The sequence below is a fragment of the Aestuariivivens sediminicola genome (assembly GCF_022662015.1).
Taxonomy (GTDB): Bacteria; Bacteroidota; Bacteroidia; order Flavobacteriales; family Flavobacteriaceae; genus Aestuariivivens; species Aestuariivivens sediminicola.
The window spans coordinates 1-21,250 of record NZ_JAKMCM010000010.1 but is presented as its reverse complement, the minus strand read 5'-3'; the positions used below and the strand labels follow the sequence as shown (position 1 = coordinate 21,250).

Here is a 21,250-nt window from a genome sequence, read left to right as displayed (position 1 = left end):
AGGCTTTGGTTATGATATAAAAGGCAATGATATAAAGTGCATTTGCTATAAGTATAATGGAATATAACTTAAGCCATTTGGGATGGTTTTTCTCTGTGTTACTCATGATCAATCATTTATTTTAGCTTCCAATTCAACTTTATCTTTTCCTATAGAAAGCATGTTCGCAAATAAACGATAGGCACCTGATACCCCCTCTGGAAATTCTCTGAAAAAACTCAATCCTGTGTAGATGTAATATCCTTTGCCATATTTTGCAACTAAAAGGCTACCGTCTTTAGGTGTCTCACCGGGATCGTTCATGGACAGAACAGGGGTGAATTCTTCAGACCATTCATCCGGAAAGTAAAGACCGCGTTCCTGGGCCCAACCCTGGAAGTCATTTTCTGTAATTTTATTGGGATAATTAAGGAGTTCATGTTCCGGAGCTAAGAAGCGCACTTCGGCATTTTCATTAGTGACCCGATCTCTGGAGATTTTTAAGTCGTAGGGGGCAAGCTCTTTTGAGTTTAAACCATAACCCGTATTGTATTGGACAATCATATTTCCGCCCTCTGCGACGAAATCAAACAACTGCTGCTGCTTATACTGTAAACTTTCAACGGTATTATAGGCTCTTATACCAACAACAACCGCATCAAACAGGCTGAGCGTTTCGGGTGTAATTTCCTCGGGGTCTATTATTCTAACCTGGTATCCAATCTGTTTCAGGCTCTCCGGTACGACATCACCAGCACCCTGGATGTAGGCAATGTTTTCACCTTTCTTTTTAATGTCCAGGCGTACTACCTTGCTCTCACTAGGCAATAGTACCGTCTGAAATGGGATATGAGCATAGTCTATTTCAATGAGCTCTTTTGTATGGACTTTATCATTGATATGAACCATGGGGCTTAGGTAACCTTCACTCTGACTGTCAGGTGGAAATACCGTAAACGTCAGCATCTGTTCTTCCCCTTTATTTACAATACTTATTTTTTGTTTTTCCGGATATACATTCCAGTTTTCCGGGTGGCAAATTTCAACATACCCCTCCAATAAATCGCGACCTGCTTTAACAACGACCGATATATCGCGCTGGCGATCATTTTCGAAAATGATGACCTTTTCAGTAATCTTAGCCGATACTTCAGGTATGATCTCGAATGGTCGGTAGAGTTCACCCTTATCCGGTTTGGAAAATCTGTATACGACCGGTTTTGTTATTGTAATAGGTACCTGGCCAAAGAGTAAATTAAAGTCCACTGTAAAGACGCGAGGTGTTTCAGGTATCCCGATCAAACTTTGCTCTGTCACCTTATACATTCCTAAACTTCCTTTTTCCATGAGCCAATAAGGAGCGGTGGGTTTTTGATTGACCTCAATTTTTAAGGGTTCGCTAAAAACATATTTGGTGTTTTCCTCTAGTGGCATATCTTTAGCGACAGCGATGCCATTTGAGGATCTGATACTTAACAACTGAACAGGTAGGTCAGACCGATTTAATACTTCAAGATTTAACTTTATGAATTCTCCTGGCGTGGCCCAATTGGATTCTGCAGATGCTTCTAAATACAAGCCCGTACACATTTCGATAATCCTTTTGAGTTCTTTTAACTTTAGGATTTTCCAGTGTTCATCCTGAATTTGTTGAACTAACTGATAGGCTTTTAATAATTGTGGTATATGTACAGCAGGATTTTTAAAATTGAAGTTTTTTTCTATTTCATATAAAATCTGACCTATGGCCTTTCCTCCCTTAATTCGACTCCATGACGTATCAATACCGGCAAATATATCCTTATCATCACTTAGCGCGTCTCCCTCTAAAAATTCGATATACTCGTTTTGACTTCCGCGTTGCGATAACCTGCCAAAACCCTGACACAAGTGCTGGCTGCTTGCCAGTGCGGCAACTTCATTATTAGACATGCCTTTCAGCGGGTAATACACTCCTATATCTAAACTTAGCATGTTGCTTTTATCTGCTTTTTCAAAATTTTCCCGACTGCCATAAAACCACCAACCCGTATTAAAAAACAATCGTTTAGGCTGCCAAGTACCATAATCTTTAGCCGTTTCCGGAAAGGCAGAGGGGTCATTGCATAAATTGAAAGCCTCCATGCTTAAAATAGCCGAACTTGTATGGTGGCCATGGGTAGCTCCCGGAGTTCTATGATCAAACCGATTAATGATAATATCCGGTTTAAATAATCTAATGGTACGAACAACATCGCTCAATACCTCGTCCTTATCCCATATTGATAGGGTCTCATCAGGGTGTTTGGAATAACCAAAGTCGTTCGCTCTGGAGAAAAATTGTTCACCGCCATCTATGCGTCTGGCAGCTAAGAGTTCCTGCGTTCTGATTACTCCCAAAAGTTCCCTGAGTTCAGGGCCAATGAGGTTTTGTCCGCCATCACCCCGTGTCAGGCTAAGGTAACCGGTTCTCGCTTTAATATGGTTTGATAAATAAGAGATAAGGCGCGTGTTTTCATCATCCGGATGCGCAGCAACATATAAGACGGAACCTAAAAAGTTTAGCTTCTGTAAGGATTCATAGATTTCTGTAGAGGACGGCGTTTTGGGTTTTTGGGCGCTGGTAAAAGATAGGAAGAAAATGGTTGCTAAAGCAACTAGGGTCGATCTAAGCATAACTTTTTTTAATTAGCTGGAATTCAAATATAACAAAGTTATGCTGACGATGTCTGCTTTTAATGTTTCTTTAACTTTAAATAGCTACAGCCATTTCTTGCGTTTAAAATAGAAGAGCATACCCAAGAAAATGATGATCATTACACCCCAAATTATAAAATAGCCATATTGGTATTTTAATTCCGGAATGTATTCGAAGTTCATGCCATAAATACCTGCTATGAAGGTCAGGGGAATGAAAATCGATGCCATAATGGTGAGTACCTTCATAACTTCGTTCATTTTGTTACTTATGGTGGTCATATACATGTCCATTAAACTCCAGATCATTTCTCGATATATATCGATGTTTTCGGATACTTGTATGATATGATCATAGATATCTCTGTAAAAGGTCAGGGTTTTTTTATGAATTAATGGGTTTTCATTTTTTTCAATGCGATTAATCACTTCACGAAGCGGGAAAATCGAACGTCGAACCCTAAGGATTTCACGTTTTAAATTTTGAATATTCTGAGTGGCATTGTCGCTTATATTTCCTGAAAAAATAGCGGTTTCAAAGTCCTCAATTTTATCGCCAAGCAGTTCAATAACGCTAAAATAATGATCTACAATTGCATCGATTAAGACATAGAGTAAATAATCGGCCTGCATGCTTCTAACACGACCTTTGGCCTGTCTGATGCGATCTCTTACACTATCGAAAACATCGCCTTCTGATTCCTGAAAGGTTAACACATAGTTTTTGCCTAAAATAAAACTGACCTGCTCGCAGACCATTTTTTCATTGGCATCGTAGTATAGCATTTTTACTACAATAAAAACATAATCATCAAACTCATCGATTTTCGGACGTTGGTTAATGTTAACTATGTCTTCAAGGACCAAGGGATGTAAATTGTAATTAGCACCTAATTTTTCAATGGAATCAACATAATTCAGGCCGTTTATATTGATCCATGTGATGGTCTCTGAGGATTGATATACAAAGCTGTCTTCGACGCTCTCAAGATCCTTTTCAATGCATTGCTCCTTGTTGTAATCAAAAACTTCAATGGAAAGCTTCTGTTTGGCTCGATTACCAGTGTAGATAACACTTCCGGGTATCTGACCTAGTTTTTTTTTGGAATGCTGTGTTCTCTTTTTTGCTAATTTAACCATCTAAAATCTTTACTAATTAAAACCCTGATTATACGGCGTCACCATCATCCTCAATAGCATCTTTTTCAACCAGGGTAACCGCCTTTTGAAGTATTAAATTGTTGGGATAGGTTACCAGATCGCCGTTCTCTAACCTGAGATGGAGGTGAAAGGCTCGGATATCCTCTATTATGGCCGTAATGGGAAAGTCTTTATCATGAATTTCAATTTTATCGCCCACCTTATACGGAAAATTAAAGAACATGATAATGCCCGATGTAATATTGCTCAATATGGACCAAATAGCAAATAAACCAATTCCAATTATTGCAAAAACCGAAGAAAAAATTAAGGTAATTTCTTTGGGGTTAGTTCCAAAAATATAGGCTTCAACAAATACTGCAATCAATAGGAAAAGCACGGTTAAATATCGACGGATTAATCGAATACGCGCATCGTTTATGCCATTTTTTTTGGCCACCTTGGTAATGGTAAAGTTGGTTATGGCTCGTATTAACAAGAGTGATAACAGAACAATACCGGAAGTGATGAGTTCGTATTTATATGCGCTTAAAAAATCAATCATTTTAATTTTAGTTTTAACAAAGATACATTACAAATGTTTTTAATCTTAATTTAGATGTAAAGTATCTCTGAGTACTTCATCATCGATACTGTTCTTTTTCCAATACGCCGATTTAATGGATTTCAGTCGGGTAGCTCTGGATGTTAATATCTTCTGGTTCGTGCCGAAACCACTTTTAAAGGTTTCCTCCCATGATATGATGTCATAAGGAAAATGAGGGTTGAAGTCAATAGCCAGGGTCCTGTTTAATTCCGGATATTGCAAGGTGTACCTGGTGGTATCTAAGGTGGCTAATGCTTTATAGGGTTTTATAGGGACATGTTGAAATCTGGAAAATTCCAATGACGGTATGACGTCAAGTTCGCCAGTTGGCAGTGATTTTGGATCGATACGCAGTTTTGTCCAGAGTTCATTTTCCATAATGGACTTTTCCAACGTATAGTCCTGATCCGCTTCATTTTCAAAATAAGAGTGAAGGGTAACTTCAATTTGCTCCCTGGTATTTAGCTGCGCGTAAACATGTCCGCACCATTCCTGCATGGAGCTGGTTACCTTTAGCGCATGACTGTTATTAGAAACAGGGTAAAAGGTACTTTGCATGGTCGCGTAAGGATAGATCCCTGTATTAAAGTTCTTAGTCGCATTTAATTTCAATACCGAGACACGGTTATCATGCAATTGCTCTGCCTTCACCTGCTTATCGGGTAAAAAATCTTCAGTGACAAAGATTAAAACAGCTTTACCCTGTCTTATTTCCCCATAACGTGCCTGTTCCAATCGATATGACGATATTTCTGCTTCTCCGCTGTACCAGTAGTCCTTAAATTCCTCGGATAATGGTGTCGCGCTATAGCCATTTTGATCGACATTTGACGGCATTGAATGATCTGTAATAATTGAACTTTTGCGTTCTCTTTGACACGAGTAAAGGGCCATTAATAACGCCGCAATACCCATGATTAATGAATGGGATACTGGAATTCTATTAAACATAACTGCATTTTTGTGTAAAATTACAAACTTATGTGGCCTCCGCAATGTCGTTTAACGTTTTGTAAACAAGGTGGGTTGGAAGGCCCATGACATTAAAATAGGAACCCTCTAATTTTGTGACACCAATTTGACCAATCCATTCTTGTATGCCATAAGCCCCGGCTTTATCAAATGGACTGCATTGGTTGATGTAATATTCAATTTCCTCATCGGATAAGGGTTTAAATGTCACTCTCGTAATGTCGTAAAGTAGTTTTTGAACGTTAACCGTCGTAAAGCATACTGATGTTACCACCTCATGTGTTGCATTACTTAGCGATCTTAAAATAGTGTATGCTTCTTTTTTATCTCTCGGTTTACCCAATGCCGATTCCTGATGCCAAACGATGGTATCACTTGTAATGAGAAGATCGTTTGGGTTTAATTCGGACTTAAATGGGGTGGCCTTTAATTTGGCCAGATAATTACTGATCTCAAAATATGTTAAGTGCTCTGGATAGTCTTCTCTTATGGGTTTCAATCGAATCTCAACATCCAATCCCAAATTTTTAAAAAAGGCTTGCCGACGTGGAGACCCTGAAGCCAATATGATATGATAATTCTTTAATTTTTCGCGTAACATTATTTTAACAGGATAAATTTGTACAATAGCAGTGAAAGCATACCGAATGCCAAGATGAGCTTTAAAACCTGGCTTATATGACTGAACATCTGTTTCGATTTCGGACCTAGTAATTGAATGCTGACATATATCAAAGGGCCAATAATAAAAAGTAAAAAGTAGCCTGAGGCATACATATTCTTGTACAACTTGGACTCCAGGTAATGCAACAGGCCAATAACCGTAAACCAGGTTAGCCCCGTTGCTATATATGCGGTTCGTTTTAGTCCTAATAGTATGGGTAGGGTGCGCATTCCCGTTAATGAGTCACCGCTAACATCCTCCATATCCTTAACTATTTCACGAATTAGGGTAATTATAAAAGCAAAAAAAGCGTAAAAAAAGATGATTTTAAAAACTGCAAGTTGAACGTTTTGATTATGCACGGTTATACCTGGAAGCAGTTCAAAAATACCAACAATTAAAATACTTGTGGCCACCAGAAGAGCAATGACAATATTACCAATAAGAAGCAGGCGTTTTAAATAGCTCGCATAGATATAGAGTAAAGCAGAAATAATAACGAATAAAGAAAATAAGGCATTGTTATCTATCTGATACGATACGAAAAAACCAATGGCAACACCGATACAGTTTAGGAGAATAAACAAATTGAACCCTAATTTTTCTGTAATTGCGGTGTTTATAACCACTTTGTCAGGTTTGTTGATGGTATCTGTTTCTACATCGTATATATCGTTAATTATGTATCCGGCTCCGGCAATGCATATACTAGCCAGTATGAGCATTGAGAATTCAAAGGAATTCAAACTTGTGTTCACTCCGAGTGGCTCTAATAGTGCATATTTTAATAATAATTGAGCCATTGTAATCATGAGCAGGTTTTTCCAACGTATCAGGGTTAAGATTTTCAATGGCTTCGTTTTCAAAAATTACAATTTGGAATTTAGTCCACCAAAAGGGGCAGAATAAGATAAGCGGTTATTGCAGTTGCCTTTAAAAAGACTATGTAAGTTGCCATTTCCCGGGTGAACGCGTTCGATCATAGGCCTTTTGCTTGTTTATTTAAAAGGAGATAATATTCTAATCACTAGTCATTTTTTGCATCATAAAGGTCATTCCAATTACCCTGAACTTTTAGTACCTGTTCAATAACATCTCGAGCTGCTCCATCGCCTCCTTTTTTATGGGACACGTACTTTGAAATGGCTTTTATTTCGGGAACCGCATCCTGTGGACAACAAGGTAGACCGATTGATTTCATAGCGGGTAAGTCAGGAACATCATCGCCCATAAAAAGGACATTTTCAGACTTTATCCCCTTTTTATTGAAATAATCATTCAGTTGATCCATTTTATTATGGGCGCCCAAATAAATATCTTTAACTCCTAAACCTTCCAATCGTAACCGGACCCCTTCATTGGTACCGCCTGAAATAACACCAATATTATAGCCTTTATTTACAGCCAATTTTAAGGCATAACCGTCTTTGATACTCATTTTCCTCAGCATCTCACCGTCCGTGGTAACGATCACAGATCCATCAGTTAAAACACCATCTACATCAAAAATGAAGGTAGTGATATGTTCCAAATACTCCTTATAACTCTTTTCTTCCATATGATTCTTTTTTGTCAAAATTATTTCCTGAGACGGACTTCTTAAACGGATGCCTCCCAGTTTCAGAGGAATATGTATTATGTGTGTCCTGTATTGCTGAGGTCAATAAGGTGTATATCTCTCGATGTTTTTTTTTATGAAGCAGTTTGATGTGCTTTTCAATAGTTTCCATATCACCTCGTTTTGCCGGACCGGTCTGTGCCGCATAGGGGGACATCGTTTGAACTTTTTTTGCAGTTTCTAGGATGAGCGGTTTTAAAAGATCGAATTCGGCGCCATACCTTTCGGTGATTTCATGACCAATTCGGAATAATTGATTGGTAAAATTATTAACGAAGACGGCAGCCAAATGGAGGGAACGCCGCTGATCGCTGTTTACCTTTTTGGTTGGACTACCTATTCCAATGGCCAATTGTTTCAGTAAATGATAATCTGGTTTATGAAGCGTCTCTATACATATAGGCACCTGCTGAAAATCCATTTCTTTGGTTTTACTGAAGGTTTGCAAGGGATAGAAGACACCGCGTCTGTTTTTTTTGTCCATATCATGAACATTCACACTACCTGAAGTGTGCACAACTAATCTGTTTTCAAAAGGAAGCTGTTCCGATAATCCCGCTATGGCATCATCACTTACCGCCAAAATATAAATGTCGGCTTCCTTCAAGGCCTTGAGATCATCAGTAATGGCAATGCTATGTTTAAAGCGTTTCAATGATTTTAAGTTCCGGTTGTACCATTGTTTTAACACTACGTTATCTGTCTTATTAAACGCGTTATACAAATGAGTGGCGACATTGCCAGCGCCAAGAAGGGTTACCGAAATCATTGTGCTAAAATAATTAATAAAACTGTATTTAAAAACAGACCATAACATCTTAAACCCGGGTTATGAAACTTTATTATTGGGTCTGAATATTCAGGTGATGTCATTATAGTACGGAATTACAAGGGCCTGAATAGTATGACATGTAACGTCCTGACGTTCTTGTGCCGTGAGCATCAGTTTAACTACTCACAATGCCCTGGGAAATTTGAATCAAAGTGTTAATTGTCAATTCGCATGGTCTTCTATTTTTTCTAAATAGTCGTTAGAAGACACGTTAAGTGTTATACCATATTCATGTTTATCGAACTTAATAAGGCCTAACTATAATCGAATTTTAACACAATTAACTAAATTGAAATATGTAAATTTGCACGATCTGAAAAACAGGTAATTGCCATGAAAGAAAAACTCTCTAAAATTCTTTTTTCCACCAAACTTACCGCTGTGTTATTCATTGTCTTTGCATCAGCTATGGCTTGCGGGACTTTTATGGACGCCGGACAGGAAACCTCGCCGACACCGTACACCAGAACTTTAATTTACAATGCCTGGTGGTTTGAGGCCATAATGGGACTGTTTGTAGTGAACTTTATTGGTAACATTTTTAAGTTTAAATTATTAAGGAAAGAAAAATGGGCCACTTTGACCTTGCATCTGGCATTTATATTTATTCTTCTAGGTGCATTTGTAACACGTTATTTTGGTTTTGAAGGGATGATGGCCATTCGTGAAGGTGCCACCGAAAGTAGATTTTTATCACAGAAAACTTATATAACAACTTATATTGATGGTGATTATGTCGTAGATGGTTTGGCGCAGCGTCGTGTGCTGGAACATGAGGTCGATTTTTCTCCACGTTTGGATAATCATTTTAAGGTAAGAACCGATTATAACAAACAGCCTGTAACGATTACCCTGGATAAATTTATTTCTGGTGCGGAAGAAGATATTATACCTGATGAAAATGGAGAATCCTATTTGAAAATTGTTGAAGCAACCGGTAATGGTCCACATAATCACTTTTTGAAAGTCGGTCAGGTAGCCAACATACACAATACAATTTTTGCATTAAATAAGTACACCGAAGGTGCTATTAATATTTTTTCCAGAGGGGATTCATTGGCTATAGAATCACCATATGATGGTGAATACATGATCATGGCGACCATGAAAAAGGGGAATTTGAAAAAGGACAGCTTGCAAACCCTGCACTTGCGTTCACGCTACGTTTTAGGGAACATGCAACTGGTATTTCCGAAACCAGTAATTAAAGGGGTATTTGAGGTCATTCCGAAATCCCAAATCCTTCAGAACGATGTCGATGGTGTGGTACTTAAAGTGACTTCAAATGGAGAGACCAAAAGTATTGGTTTATTAGGGGCGAAGGGAATTGATAATAAATTCAAGCAAATTCAGGTTGGTGGATTGGATTTTGCATTTAAATACGGTTCAAAGACTTTAGCATTGCCTTTCGAGATAAAGTTAAATGATTTTGTGGCTGATAAATTTCCTGGTTCCAATATCAATTCAGCCTATTCCAGTGATGTTACGGTTTTTGACAAGGAGCAGGGTAGCTTCGATTATAAGATCTTTATGAATAACATTTTGAACCATCGTGGGTATCGCTTTTTTCAGTCGAGTTTTGATCCTGATGAAAAGGGGACTATACTTTCGGTGAATCATGATTTTTGGGGAACACTCTTGACCTATATTGGTTATTTCATGCTGTACTTTGGACTGCTAGCCATATTATTTGCTAAAGGAACCCGTTTTAATGATTTACGAAATCAACTGAGAAAGGTAAAAACGAAGAAGGCTAAATTAACAGCCGTACTTGTATTGTGTATTGGAATGAATGGATTTTCCCAGGACATGAAGCAGGAGGATCACGATCACAACGCTACAATACCCGCTCAGTCCAAATTAAGCAAGATGCAGATCGATTCCATATTGGCCTCGAATATGACGTCGAAAGCGCATGCAGAAAAGTTTGCACACCTGGTAATTCAGGATTCTGATGGGCGAATGAAACCAGTGAGCACCTACGCCTCTGAAATGTTGCGAAAATTGAGTAAGCATGATACCTATGAGGAATTTGATGCGCATCAGGTGTTTTTGTCCATGCAAGAAAGTCCGAGATTATGGTATAATGTCCCTGTTATTTACTTGGCAAAGAAAAAGGCCGATACGGTGAGACATATTATCGGAACCAGTGTTGAAGATAAGTATGTGGCGCTTGCCGATTTCTTTACAGAGAAAGGCGCTTATAAATTACAGCCCTTTTTAAATGATGCGTTCAGTACAACCAATCCCAATGGCTATCAAAAAGAAATTCAGGAAGCTCATAAGCGTGTTAACCTGCTTTACAATACTATAGAAGGAGAATCTCTGCGGTTATTTCCGGTTCCTGATGATGAAAATAATACCTGGATATCAGCTAACAAGTATCGTTTCGATACTCATGGAATTCAGGATTCATTATATGGTAATTTCATTAAAAACGGCTTTAGGGCTTATTTGTTTACACTAAATGAAGCAAAACAAACTGGCGATTTTACCGAGGCGGAAAAACTGTTGAATGCATTTAAGAAAACGCAGCAGAAATATGGTGCTGAAGTCGTCCCAAGTGATGAGAAGGTACATGCCGAAGTCCTGTACAACAAATATGATATCTTCAAAAGGTTATTCAGCTGGTACATGTATGCGGGGTCTGTTATGTTTATTCTGTTGATTGTCCAGATTTTTAACGATAAGAGTTCGTTTGTCAATACGCTAATAGGCATCCTGAAGTGGATTATCGTTCTGGTTTTTATTTTGCATTTGGCTGGATTAATTGCCCGTTGGTACGTTTCCGGTCATGCCCCCTGGAGTAATGCCTATGAATCTATGATATACGTGGCTTTTGCAACCATGTTGTTTGGTTTAATATTTGGGTGGAAGAGCAGTCTGACATTGGCGTCTACAGCCTTTGTCACCTCCATGTTGTTGATGGTCGCACATTTCCAATGGATGGATCCTTCCATTGGAAACCTTCAGCCTGTTTTGAATAGTTATTGGTTAATGATACACGTCGCAATTATTGTGGCGAGTTACGGACCCTTTACTTTAGGCATGATTTTAGGTGTGGTGGCCTTGTTTCTTATGGCGATTACCACAAGTCAGAATAAGAAAAAAATGAATTTAAATATCAAAGAACTGACCATAATTAATGAAATGGCTCTGACGGTTGGTCTTGTTATGTTAACTATCGGTAATTTTCTTGGGGGAATGTGGGCCAACGAAAGCTGGGGACGCTATTGGGGCTGGGATCCAAAAGAGACCTGGGCGCTCATCAGTATCATGATTTATGCCTTTGTAATTCATATGCGATTGGTCCCAGGGTTACGCGGAAGATGGTTTTTTAACTTTATTTCTGTCATTGCTATTTCCTTTATCATCTTTACTTATTTCGGTGTTAATTTTTATTTGTCGGGATTACATTCCTATCAATCGGGTCAGCAATTAGCGAGTTTTAAAATTATTGGTATAGCACTTTCTGCAATAGCGATGCTCGGTTTCTTTGGTTATAGAGGGTACCTAAAATTTTATAAAAAATAGATTTATTACACTTATCTGAAAGCATTTGTTTCTTTAAATGTTTGAATGTAATCGGATTATAAATGTTAAGCTTCAAGAATATGCAATTATTCAAAGAATTTAAAGAGTTTGCGGTTAAGGGCAATATGATGGATATGGCTATCGGGATTATCATAGGTGCTGCCTTTAATAAAGTAATTGATGTTTTAGTCAAAAAAGTAATGTTACCGCCCCTTTCCTTGCTGACCAATGGCGTAAACTTCAGAGACAAACGTATCATTTTGAAAGAGGCAGTTATGAACATTGATGGCTCGGTTAAAACGGATGAGGTCGCTATCGGATATGGTGCCTTTGGAGAAGCGTTTTTAGATTTTTTGATTATTGGTTTTACGGTATTTGTAATCGTTAAGTTTTTGAACAGGCTTCGAAACAGGGCCCATGACACACAAGATGAAACCGTAGCAACACCCAAAGATATTGAACTACTCTCTAAACTTACGCAACTCACCGAAGAGCAGAACAACCTGCTTAAATCGAAAAAGAATCACAACTAAGTGGTACATTCAAAAAGAGGATGGATCCTGCTATAGTAAATACTTTTGAAATCTGAAATCACTTTATCAGCTTTCGAATAATCTTGATTTTTAGAGTGTTTGCTTTTATACCCAACACAAAAGATGTTGGCCGCCCTTGCGGCTTCCATACCATTTGTTGAGTCTTCAATTACCATGCATTCCTTAATTTTAAAACCGGTGGATTGTACGGCCTTTAAAAAGATTTCTGGATGTGGTTTAGAAGCTTTAAGATCGGCACCGCTAAACTTTGATTTAAAGTATGGATTTAGGTTAAAGCGTTCAAAAATGCGCTCAATATTCGACATGGATGCCGATGAACCCAATACCAATGTTAAACCGTTAGTATGGTAGTCCTTAATTAAATCCAAGACCCCATCAATAAGCTGAAAACGTTTATCATTATCAAACAGATAATTGTAGTGTTTACGCTTTATAGCGACTAATGTCTCCGGTTTTTCCTTTAGGTGAAAGTGATTACATAAGGTTTGGCAAATGGATAAAGTCGTTTTGCCTGTAAACGATTCATACAAGCAATCACTGACCTCTATGCTTAATTCTTCGAACAGGTGTTGATACGCTTTACGATGAATGGGTTCGCTATCCACAATAACACCATCCATATCAAAAATAACCCCTTTTAGCATGTGATGATTTTTCGGCGAAGATACACATTGCAGCGCACCACGAAAACAATTTTGTACTTTTAAAATATTTATTCATCTTTGTGACTTATGATTGTTTAATTCTACTTCCCACATTGCTTTCGAGATTCTCTCGAGCTAAAAAACGCTGAATACTCAGGTATTCTATTATGTCTATCTTTTTATTTTTTCAAGAATGCAATCAAATAAAATCACGTTAAAACAATTTCTTCATTATTTCAAAATTGCGGTAACTGGCAAAGCCAATGAATTTACCTCAGGAAGCATAAGAAAAGCGATATTCATGTTGTCCATTCCCATGATCTTGGAAATGCTCATGGAGTCTATATTCGCACTGGTCGATATTTTATATGTTTCGCAGGTCAGTGTTAATGCTGTTGCTACCATTGGTCTAACTGAATCGGTTTTAACATTGGTCTATGCCGTAGCCATAGGATTGAGCATGGCAGCAACGGCTGTAGTCGCAAGACGGGTCGGTGAAAAGGACATTGAGGGGGCCTCAAAAGCTGCGGTTCAGGTTATCTTTCTCGGTGTTGTAGTCGCTGCCATTATCAGTGCCATAGGTATAATATATCCGAAGCATATTTTATCACTTATGGGTGGAGAACCTGACCTTATTGCCGAAGGTTATGGATATACACAAATACTTTTAGGTGGAAATGTCACCGTCATGCTGCTATTTTTAATTAATGCGATTTTCAGAGGAGCTGGAGATGCTTCTGTAGCCATGTGGGCCTTAGTCCTTTCCAATGGCTTAAATATCATTCTGGATCCCATATTCATCTTTGGTTTCGGACCTGTTCCAGAGTTTGGCGTTCAAGGTGCTGCTATAGCAACCACAATCGGTCGTGGAACAGCTGTTTTGTTTCAGCTCGTTATTTTATTTGTTGGGTACAGCAAAATTAAAATTGGCATTAATGATTTGGTTTTACGGCTTAAAGTCATGTTTAATTTAATTAAAGTGTCTCTGGGCGGTATCGGACAGTTTTTAATAGGCACCTCATCCTGGGTATTTTTAATGCGGATTATGAGTGAATTTGGAAGTGAAGTACTGGCGGGTTATACGATAGCTATTAGAGTAATGATGTTTACCCTTATGCCGGCATGGGGAATGAGCAACGCTGCGGCTACTTTGGTAGGACAAAATTTGGGGGCACAAAAACCAGATCGAGCGGAACGATCGGTGTGGAAAACAGGAAAGTACAATGCTATTTTTATGGGTTTGGTGTCCATAGTATATTTGGTGTTCGCCCCTCAAATCATTACCCTATTTAATGCGACCGATGCCGTTGTAATAAGTGGTAGTAACTGTTTGCGTATTATTGCTGCCGGTTATATTTTCTATGGTTACGGAATGGTGGTTATTAATGCTTTTAATGGAGCTGGAGATACTAAAACACCCACTTACATCAATTTTGTTTGCTTTTGGTTGTTTCAGTTGCCATTTGCGTATGTCATGGCCCTGACACTCAATATTGGCCCTTCCGGTGTATTCTGGGCTATAACGGTTGCTGAAATTTTAATTGCCCTAATAGCCATAATATGGTTTAGAAGGGGGGATTGGAAAACGGTTCAGGTCTAAGGGAAAATTTGTACATTACTCCTATTTAACTTTTAAAATGACTATTTATGACCAGAGGAAGACTAGAGGCCTTTACAGATGGTGTATTAGCTATCATTATAACCATAATGGTATTGGAACTAAAAGTTCCGCAGGGAGGAGCGTTTGAAGATTTAACTCCTTTGCTTCCCGTATTTGGGAGTTATGTTCTTAGTTTTATTTATCTGGCCATTTATTGGAATAACCATCACCACATGATGCAGACCGTAAAGCAGGTTTCTGGAAGCATTTTATGGGCTAACATGCATTTGTTGTTTTGGTTATCTCTAATACCGTTTGTTACAGGCTGGATGGGTGAAAACCAGTTTACCACCGCATCTGTCTTCCTTTATGGTATTATTTTATTATGCGCAGCAATAGCCTATTTTATCCTCCAGACATTGATTATTAGGGATCATGGTAAAGATTCAATATTGGCCAAGGCATTGGGTAAGGATATCAAAGGGAAGTTGTCGCCCGTGCTCTATATTTTAGGTATTATTGGTGTTTTCGTCAATGTGTGGGTTGGTGGCCTTTTTTATATTCTTGTAGCTGTAATATGGCTTATTCCGGACAGCAGAATAGAAAGAACGTTGAAAGACGAGCTGTCAGAATAAATTTAAATCTTTGTTAAATCGGTTTTAAAAAATAATCCAATTTGGAGTCTATGTAATTGCTCCCTGTTGGAAGTGGTTCTGTTCATGTACCCTAACTGTACATTGTGAGATTTGGAAAGTTTGATTCCCAATCCGGTATAAAACCTGTTTTCGGGTGTGTTAGTTAGTTTTGGTGTAAACAATAACTCTTCGTCAATGCGAACAAAAAAGGTTTTGTTCAGATTAAATGTCGATCCGATTCGATATCTGAGGCGGGCTACATTTAGATTTGTATTGGATTTTTTAAAGAAACGATGTTCAATTCTAAATCTATGGTCTAAAGGGATTTTACCTAATTTATGGGTGTATAAAATCTGCTCGGTTATACGTCTTTCATAGTTATGCGGAACGCTCATATTTATGTTGCCGTCAAAATCGGAATAGGCCAAATAGACAGTAGCCTTTAATTTGGAGTTCAGGTTATAGTTGTACCCCATTTTTAATAAAAAAAAGTTGAATTTGTCATCAATCTCATATGTCCATAACTGAATATATGTGGTGATACTTGATGAATTAGAGATTCTATGATTACCTCCCAAGTCGTACCAAACGCCTAATTTATCCTCAGGTTTCAATTGTGCATTGCCCAGGAAAACAATCATTAGCAGACTCATTTGAATGATATAGTTTCTCATATGGGACCAAATATATGGGTTTGCGAATTATTTTAAATAGATTTTCAATAGAAAAGGAGCTCTTTCGAAGAGCTCCTTTTAAGGTAAATAAGAACCTAATTAAAAGTGTTCATGCAAGTGATGGTGTTCATCAATTAGCGGTCCACCTTCAATTATTTGTTCAGATGCCTGACGTTCGAACTTCTCAAAGTTTAAATGGAATGAATGGGCTAATTGTATCGCCTTGCCAACATAGGCCCCTTTTTGTAACCAGGTATTCATTGGATCTAAAATTTCAGAAGGTACACCAGGACAATATTTTGGCATGAATAATCCAAAAATAAAGTTTTGTTCGTAGTCAACACCGTCTAAATCACCGTTAAGAATAGCGGTAATCATTGCTCTTGTGTATTTAAGTTTTATACGCGATCCTACCCCATAAGGGCCACCACTCCAACCGGTATTTATAAGCCAGACATTAACCCCTGCTTCTTGCATTTTCTTGCTTAACATTTCACCGTAAACTGTTGGATTTAAGGGCATAAAAGGTTCGCCAAAACATGCCGAGAATGACGGTACAGGTTCTGTAATTCCAGCTTCGGTTCCGGCTACCTTTGCGGTATATCCGGAAATAAAGTGATACGCGGCCTGTCCAGGAGTTAATTTAGAAACCGGAGGAAGAACACCAAATGCATCACAGGTTAAGAAAAATATATTCTTTGGATTAGTGGCATAAAGTGTTTCCTGAATATTATCGATATGATAGATAGGGTAGCTCACACGTGTGTTTTGTGTAATGCTGCTATCTTCGTAATCAGGCTCACCATTTTCCTTGATCACAATATTTTCAAGTAAGGCACCGGGTTTTACTGCACGATAGATATCGGGTTCTTTTTCTTCAGTCAGGTCGATTACTTTTGCATAACACCCGCCTTCAAAATTAAATATCGTATTATCCGCTGTCCAACCATGTTCGTCATCACCAATTAATTTTCGATCTGGATCAGCAGATAGTGTTGTTTTTCCGGTACCTGAAAGTCCAAAAAATATGGCTGTGTCACCCTTTTTGCCCACGTTAGCGGAACAGTGCATAGGCAATACATTTTTTTCAGTGGGTAAAATAAGGTTCAATGCGGAGAAAATACCTTTTTTCATTTCACCGGTATATGCAGAACCACCTACGAGTGCAATTTTCTTTGTAAAGTTTAAAATCGAAAAATTACCTTGACGTATTCCATAAGCTTTGGGATCCGGGCATTCGTAACCAGGAGCACAAAGGATAAGCCAATCTTCTTTGAAGTTTTCTAATTCCTTGGCACCCGGTCTAAGGAACATATTGTAAACAAATAGATTGGACCATGGATACTCCGTTATCGTTCTAATATTAGTTCGGTATTCCGGCTCTGCACAAACATAACCATCTCTGGCATATATTTCTTTACCCGAAAGGTAGTTTACAATTTCATTTTGCAATTTGTCAAAATTTTCAGGAGATACCGCCTTGTTAGTTTTTCCCCACCACACCTTGTCAGCTGTATAGTCGTCTTTTACAAGAAAACGATCTTGAGGGGAACGTCCGGTAAATTTTCCTGTATTTATGGCTAAGGTACCATTGGCGGTTTCTTTACCCATACCTTTTTCGACAGTAATTCTTTGAAGTTCTTCCGGAGGTAAATTCCAGTTTACGATAACATTTTTTATACCGTATTGTTCTAAACTTGTGTCTTTTTCTAAAGTTTCTGAAGTTTTCATGTTTTATTGGTTTTAAGGTTCTTATTAAAAATTAAATATTAAAAAGGCCAAATTAATGGAACTAATAATAGCGATACAGTGAGGAAAATCAGCAATAAGGGTGCGCCTACTTTAAGGTAATTCATGAATTTGTATCCTCCCGCCGTCATGACCATGGCATTCGTTGTTGTTCCAATTGGGGTTAAAAAAGCAGTTGAGGCACTAATTGCTACCGCAATCATAAAGGGTTCCGGTGACAATTCTAAAGAACTTGCCGCTAAAATGGCAATGGGCGCCATAAGTACTGCAGTAGCCGAATTATTTATCACCTGACTAAATGTTGTGGTCAATAAGAAAACCCCTCCCAGTAAGACTATAGGATGTATCGATCCTAAATAACTCACCAACCCATTGGCTATGATCTGTGCCGTACCTGTTTTTTGAAGAGCGATGCCCATTGGTATCATTGCTGCGATCATAACCACACTGGTCCAACTAATACCTTTATAGGCTTTAGTTATCGGAACACAACCCGTTAATAAAATGATTCCAGCAGATATCAGGGCAGCAATGGCTCCCGGAACGATATTAAACACCATAAATACAATCATTAGCAAGAGGGCACTCAAGGCAATAAAGGATTTTACATTTAGTTTGTCAACGTTCTTGGCCATACCTTCAGGACTGCCTATAATGACCAGATTTTCATGTTGTTTTTTTAAGTTATCAATATCCTCCCAAGTTCCTCTTAATAAAAAGGCATCACCAGCTTTAACGGTTATTTCTCTATCCTCCAATGGTTTATTATTTCTTGAAGCTGCAAGTAGTTGTATCCCATAGCGATTAAAATAATCGCCGATTTTATAATGTCTTCCTACCAGGATCGAATTGGGATTCACAATGACCTCAGTCATACCTACCTCCTGATTAATGAGATTGTTTTTTAATTCATCGGTAATGGGTTCAAGGGGTAGGAGACCCAATCTGAATTTTATCATCAACTTATTTATAGCTTCAGTATCTCCTTTTACCGTCAGAATATCATGATATCTGAGCTCCGTATTCGTAGATGGGAACTCTTCAAAATTATGGATGCCCTTCAGGAGACTTGGATGCCTTCTTTTTAACCGGATGATGGACACGTTATACTCTTTTTCAAGATGCCAGTCTTCTATTCTGGTATTTATTAATGGTGACAGACTTCGGATTCGCAATCTGTAATAGTCGTTATCTATTTTGTAGGCCTCTATCCATTTGTGCAATGTGGTCTCAATATTAACGGGCTTATTGTTTGTTTTGTTTTTTGGTAACAACTTATATCCGATATATCTGAAATATAATAATGCAATTATAAGTAATGGCAATCCTATCAATCCAAATTCAAAGAATGAAAATCCTTCAAAACCACTTTCTACCAGAGCGTTACTCGCAATAATATTAGGAGGTGTGCCTGTTAAGGTTAAAAGGCCGCCTGTATTGGATCCAAAAGCCACGGGCATCAGCATTTTTGAAGGTAATGTGCCAATACTCCATGCCGAAGATATAGTTAAAGGCATTAAAGTGGCCACCGTCCCTGTATTACTTACGAAACCGGAGAGTATACCTGCTCCTAAGGTGACGATAACTAATAGTTTTGGGACGCTTTTACCTGCCCATTCAACAAATTTTTTACCTGCCATGGCAGTCCAGCCGGTTTGAGCAATGCCCTCTCCAATAATAAATAAGGCCGCAATCATTATAACCGTAGGGTTACTGAAGCCACTTAGGGTCTCGGTGGCATTAAGAATGCCAGTAAGATATAAACTAATCATAGATATGAGCGCTACGATATCGGGCGTAAATTTTCCCCAGACAAAAAGTCCGATGGTAATGATTAATATGGTAAGCATTAAGTAGATCATATCTCGTAATTGTTTGTTAGCTTTACGATTCTAAAGAACTCAATTATAAAATTAATTTTTCACATAGTAAAATTACATGGTATTAGGGCATACATAGTATGACGAAAGTCATACTTTGGTTAAACATGTAATTTTTAGCAAATTATAGAATTATGAGATATTTTAATAGTGAAATGAAATACGAAAACGTAATAGTAATAAGGCTTTTTTAAAGATTCTTAATATATTTAAAAAAAATAGATCTTCTATTTAAAAAAATAGTCTAAAATGCATGAAAATTTGATAAAAATTCTTCTAGTTTGGAACTATTTTGAGTCGCAAATAAATTAATTGATAATTGATTATGTTAAACCTGAAATTAATATTGATGTCTTTATGAAAATAGATATTTTGGCCATTGGAGCACATCCTGACGATGTGGAATTGGGTTGTAGTGCCACTATAGCGAAGGAGGTGTCCAGGGGGAAAAAGGTGGGAATAATAGATTTAACGCGTGGCGAACTTGGAACGAGAGGTAATCAGGAGACCAGGCTGGCCGAGTCGGAACTGGCTGCAGGAATACTGGGGGTTGCATTTAGAATGAATATGGAGTTTTCGGATGCCTTTTTTGTTAATGATAAACCACATCAACTCGAGTTAATCAAAATTATTCGACAGTATAGGCCTGAGATTGTCCTTTGTAATGCGGTGGACGATCGGCATATAGACCATGGTAAAGCGAGTAAACTGGTTAGTGATGCCTGCTTTTTAAGTGGGTTATTAAAAATTGACACCAAATTTGATAAGGATGATGCATGGCAGGAGCCTTGGCGACCAAAGCACGTGTACCATTATATTCAATGGAAAAATTTAGAACCCGATTTTGTTGTTGACGTGACCGGTTTTATGGAAAAGAAAATGCAGTCTGTTAAGGCTTATAAGACGCAATTCTATGATTCAAGCAGTAAGGAACCCGAAACACCAATATCGAGTAAAAACTTTACGGATAGTATTGAATACAGGGCGCGGGATCTGGGTCGTTTAATAGGAGTGGAACATGGCGAAGGATTCAATGTTGAACGGTTCGTGGCTGTGGATAGTTTATTTGATTTGAAATAGGATTGTATCCTTTAAATTAATCAAAAAAGGTTTTGTAGAGAATTTGAAATAATTTACATTTGCACCTGCCCATTTATGGGCTTTATTCACGAATGTGGTCCAAATTATACGGTGGTTGTAGCTCAGTTGGTTAGAGCGCCTGATTGTGGTTCAGGAGGTCGTCGGTTCGAGACCGATCTTCCACCCCTTACAAAGTCTCTTGCTTGTCAAGGGACTTTTTTCATTATAAAGTAATCGGTCGAGAAGTTTATGCTGAGCACCTCACTTAAGTGAGGTAGTCGAAGTGAGACCGATCTTCCACCCCTTACAAAGTCTCTTGCTTGTCAAGGGACTTTTTTCATTATAAAGTAATCGGTCGAGAAGTTTATGCTGAGCACCTCACTTAAGTGAGGTAGTCGAAGTGAGACCGATC

17 protein-coding genes and 1 tRNA gene are annotated in these 21,250 nt (G+C 38.2%); 6 read left to right on the top strand and 12 right to left on the bottom strand.

Annotated features, from left to right (window positions below; translation table 11 throughout):
- Positions 1–108 precede the first annotated feature (108 nt).
- The 8 genes from MR041_RS14935 to MR041_RS14900 all read right to left on the bottom strand — a co-directional run bounded on the left by MR041_RS14935 (position 109) and on the right by MR041_RS14900 (position 8,425).
- Positions 109–2,634 carry a PIG-L family deacetylase gene (locus tag MR041_RS14935; RefSeq protein ID WP_242095057.1) on the bottom strand — a complete coding sequence of 842 codons (2,526 nt, stop codon included), beginning with the start codon at positions 2,632–2,634 and terminating at the stop codon, positions 109–111.
- Between the two features lie 84 nt (positions 2,635–2,718).
- Positions 2,719–3,795 carry a magnesium/cobalt transporter CorA gene (gene corA, locus MR041_RS14930; RefSeq protein WP_242095056.1) on the bottom strand — a complete coding sequence of 359 codons (1,077 nt, stop codon included), beginning with the start codon at positions 3,793–3,795 and terminating at the stop codon, positions 2,719–2,721.
- 28 nt (positions 3,796–3,823) lie between these two features.
- Positions 3,824–4,360 (bottom strand): mechanosensitive ion channel domain-containing protein, encoded by a 537-nt coding sequence (locus MR041_RS14925; RefSeq protein ID WP_242095055.1) that lies wholly within the window; start codon positions 4,358–4,360, stop codon positions 3,824–3,826.
- Positions 4,361–4,405: 45 nt separating this feature from the next.
- A complete protein-coding gene (locus MR041_RS14920; RefSeq protein ID WP_242095054.1) occupies positions 4,406–5,353 on the bottom strand; it encodes a septum formation inhibitor Maf in 948 nt (315 codons plus the stop codon).
- Positions 5,354–5,381: 28 nt separating this feature from the next.
- Entirely contained in the window at positions 5,382–5,975 is a 594-nt protein-coding gene (locus tag MR041_RS14915) for a Maf-like protein (protein WP_242095053.1), read from the bottom strand.
- Positions 5,975–6,904 carry a geranylgeranylglycerol-phosphate geranylgeranyltransferase gene (locus tag MR041_RS14910; RefSeq protein ID WP_242095052.1) on the bottom strand — a complete coding sequence of 310 codons (930 nt, stop codon included), beginning with the start codon at positions 6,902–6,904 and terminating at the stop codon, positions 5,975–5,977. Before MR041_RS14910 ends, MR041_RS14915 begins: the two co-directional genes overlap by 1 nt.
- 161 nt (positions 6,905–7,065) lie before the next feature.
- On the bottom strand, positions 7,066–7,596 hold the full coding sequence (locus tag MR041_RS14905; protein WP_242095051.1) for a KdsC family phosphatase: 531 nt from the start codon (positions 7,594–7,596) through the stop codon (positions 7,066–7,068).
- Entirely contained in the window at positions 7,577–8,425 is an 849-nt protein-coding gene (locus MR041_RS14900; RefSeq protein WP_242095050.1) for a Rossmann-like and DUF2520 domain-containing protein, read from the bottom strand. The genes MR041_RS14905 and MR041_RS14900 overlap by 20 nt, the downstream gene beginning before the upstream one ends.
- A 396-nt stretch (positions 8,426–8,821) precedes the next feature.
- Between MR041_RS14900 and MR041_RS14895 the strand changes: the two genes are divergently transcribed.
- Together MR041_RS14895 and mscL are read left to right on the top strand one after the other, a co-directional pair.
- Positions 8,822–12,022, top strand: coding sequence for a cytochrome c biogenesis protein CcsA (locus MR041_RS14895; RefSeq protein ID WP_242095049.1), 3,201 nt, complete (start codon positions 8,822–8,824; stop codon positions 12,020–12,022).
- A gap of 80 nt (positions 12,023–12,102) precedes the next feature.
- On the top strand, positions 12,103–12,555 hold the full coding sequence (gene mscL / locus MR041_RS14890; RefSeq protein ID WP_242095048.1) for a large conductance mechanosensitive channel protein MscL: 453 nt from the start codon (positions 12,103–12,105) through the stop codon (positions 12,553–12,555).
- Here mscL and MR041_RS14885 read toward each other — a convergent pair.
- Positions 12,552–13,220 carry an HAD family hydrolase gene (locus MR041_RS14885; RefSeq protein WP_242095047.1) on the bottom strand — a complete coding sequence of 223 codons (669 nt, stop codon included), beginning with the start codon at positions 13,218–13,220 and terminating at the stop codon, positions 12,552–12,554. The two genes, mscL and MR041_RS14885, sit on opposite strands and share 4 nt — an antisense overlap.
- A gap of 193 nt (positions 13,221–13,413) precedes the next feature.
- Here MR041_RS14885 and MR041_RS14880 point away from each other — a divergent pair, with 193 nt between their 5' ends.
- Positions 13,414–14,820, top strand: a complete 1,407-nt coding sequence (locus MR041_RS14880; RefSeq protein ID WP_242095046.1) for an MATE family efflux transporter — start codon at positions 13,414–13,416, stop codon at positions 14,818–14,820.
- Between the two features lie 47 nt (positions 14,821–14,867).
- Entirely contained in the window at positions 14,868–15,455 is a 588-nt protein-coding gene (locus MR041_RS14875; protein WP_242095045.1) for a TMEM175 family protein, read from the top strand.
- Between the two features lie 2 nt (positions 15,456–15,457).
- Here the strand turns inward: MR041_RS14875 and MR041_RS14870 are convergent, their stop codons facing one another.
- The 3 genes from MR041_RS14870 to MR041_RS14860 form a co-directional block, all read right to left on the bottom strand.
- Entirely contained in the window at positions 15,458–16,129 is a 672-nt protein-coding gene (locus MR041_RS14870) for a DUF2490 domain-containing protein (RefSeq protein WP_242095044.1), read from the bottom strand.
- 99 nt (positions 16,130–16,228) lie between these two features.
- Positions 16,229–17,860: a phosphoenolpyruvate carboxykinase (ATP) gene (gene pckA, locus MR041_RS14865; RefSeq protein ID WP_242095043.1), complete on the bottom strand. Its 1,632-nt coding sequence runs from the start codon at positions 17,858–17,860 to the stop codon at positions 16,229–16,231.
- A gap of 38 nt (positions 17,861–17,898) precedes the next feature.
- Entirely contained in the window at positions 17,899–19,740 is a 1,842-nt protein-coding gene (locus MR041_RS14860) for an SLC13 family permease (RefSeq protein WP_242095042.1), read from the bottom strand.
- A 375-nt stretch (positions 19,741–20,115) separates the two neighbouring features.
- On the opposite strand from MR041_RS14860, the gene bshB1 reads away from it, so the two are divergent.
- Positions 20,116–20,838 carry a bacillithiol biosynthesis deacetylase BshB1 gene (bshB1, locus tag MR041_RS14855; RefSeq protein WP_242095041.1) on the top strand — a complete coding sequence of 241 codons (723 nt, stop codon included), beginning with the start codon at positions 20,116–20,118 and terminating at the stop codon, positions 20,836–20,838.
- A 110-nt stretch (positions 20,839–20,948) separates the two neighbouring features.
- Positions 20,949–21,024: transfer RNA gene (locus MR041_RS14850), tRNA-His, on the top strand.
- The last annotated feature ends 226 nt before the right edge of the window (positions 21,025–21,250 follow it).

Excerpts from the sequence above, each read along its gene's own strand:
- corA (WP_242095056.1), bottom strand. The coding sequence starts at position 3,795 with ATGGTTAAATTAGCAAAAAAGAGAACACAGCATTCCAAAAAAAAACTA.
- pckA (WP_242095043.1), bottom strand. The coding sequence starts at position 17,860 with ATGAAAACTTCAGAAACTTTAGAAAAAGACACAAGTTTAGAACAATAC.
- MR041_RS14935 (WP_242095057.1), bottom strand. The coding sequence starts at position 2,634 with ATGCTTAGATCGACCCTAGTTGCTTTAGCAACCATTTTCTTCCTATCT.
- MR041_RS14885 (WP_242095047.1), bottom strand. The coding sequence starts at position 13,220 with ATGCTAAAAGGGGTTATTTTTGATATGGATGGTGTTATTGTGGATAGC.
- bshB1 (WP_242095041.1), top strand. The coding sequence starts at position 20,116 with ATGAAAATAGATATTTTGGCCATTGGAGCACATCCTGACGATGTGGAA.
- MR041_RS14900 (WP_242095050.1), bottom strand. The coding sequence starts at position 8,425 with ATGATTTCGGTAACCCTTCTTGGCGCTGGCAATGTCGCCACTCATTTG.
- MR041_RS14860 (WP_242095042.1), bottom strand. The coding sequence starts at position 19,740 with ATGATCTACTTAATGCTTACCATATTAATCATTACCATCGGACTTTTT.
- MR041_RS14920 (WP_242095054.1), bottom strand. The coding sequence starts at position 5,353 with ATGTTTAATAGAATTCCAGTATCCCATTCATTAATCATGGGTATTGCG.
- MR041_RS14880 (WP_242095046.1), top strand. The coding sequence starts at position 13,414 with ATGCAATCAAATAAAATCACGTTAAAACAATTTCTTCATTATTTCAAA.
- mscL (WP_242095048.1), top strand. The coding sequence starts at position 12,103 with ATGCAATTATTCAAAGAATTTAAAGAGTTTGCGGTTAAGGGCAATATG.
- MR041_RS14925 (WP_242095055.1), bottom strand. The coding sequence starts at position 4,360 with ATGATTGATTTTTTAAGCGCATATAAATACGAACTCATCACTTCCGGT.
- MR041_RS14915 (WP_242095053.1), bottom strand. The coding sequence starts at position 5,975 with ATGTTACGCGAAAAATTAAAGAATTATCATATCATATTGGCTTCAGGG.
- MR041_RS14905 (WP_242095051.1), bottom strand. The coding sequence starts at position 7,596 with ATGGAAGAAAAGAGTTATAAGGAGTATTTGGAACATATCACTACCTTC.
- MR041_RS14895 (WP_242095049.1), top strand. The coding sequence starts at position 8,822 with ATGAAAGAAAAACTCTCTAAAATTCTTTTTTCCACCAAACTTACCGCT.
- MR041_RS14875 (WP_242095045.1), top strand. The coding sequence starts at position 14,868 with ATGACCAGAGGAAGACTAGAGGCCTTTACAGATGGTGTATTAGCTATC.
- MR041_RS14870 (WP_242095044.1), bottom strand. The coding sequence starts at position 16,129 with ATGAGAAACTATATCATTCAAATGAGTCTGCTAATGATTGTTTTCCTG.